Source organism: Rhizobacter sp. P3_B12, from assembly GCF_056402895.1.
The window spans coordinates 1-560 of record NZ_JBFUGN010001760.1 but is presented as its reverse complement, the minus strand read 5'-3'; the positions used below and the strand labels follow the sequence as shown (position 1 = coordinate 560).

The following is a 560-nucleotide window of genomic DNA, read 5'->3' as shown; positions in this document are numbered from 1 at the left end:
CGCTCGATTGCCAGTTGACGCCGAAGGCCAGCGCGGTGATCAGCAGCACGTGCGCGCCGGCCGCGAACACGAAGCCGGCCCCGGCGCTGTCGACGTTGTCGGGCCGCAGCGCGTCGTGCTCGCGGAAGTGCAGGAGGGAGCTGGTGCTCATCAGCTTCCGACGTTCTTCACCGACAGCCCGACGCGCAGCACGCCGGCGCGCTGCAGCGTGTCCATCACGCGCACCACCGCCTCGTACTTGACCTGGCGGTCGGCCGAGATCACGACCGGCGACTGTGCATTGCCGCCCTGCGCCTCCTTGACGGTGGCGGCCAGCGCGGTGAGCTTCAGCGGCGACGGCTCCTTGCCGTCGACGCGCAGCTTCAGGCTCTCGTCCTTGCCGACGACGACCTCGATCACGTGCTCCGGCTGCTGCTTGCTCCTGCCGACGGTCGGCAGGTCGACGACGCCGGTGGTGATCAGCGGCGCGCTGACCATGAAGATGATCAGCAGCACCAGCATCACGTCGATGAACGGCACCATGTTCATCTCGGCGATCGTGCGGCGGCGCGTGCCGCGGC

Annotated in this window: 1 protein-coding gene; it reads right to left on the bottom strand. The window is 69.1% G+C overall.

The features are described 5' to 3' along the window. Window positions 1–150 precede the first annotated feature (150 nt). On the bottom strand, window positions 151–560 hold a 410-nt coding region (gene tolR, locus AC1D01_RS38080; RefSeq protein WP_477875190.1), incomplete at its 5' end, for a protein TolR.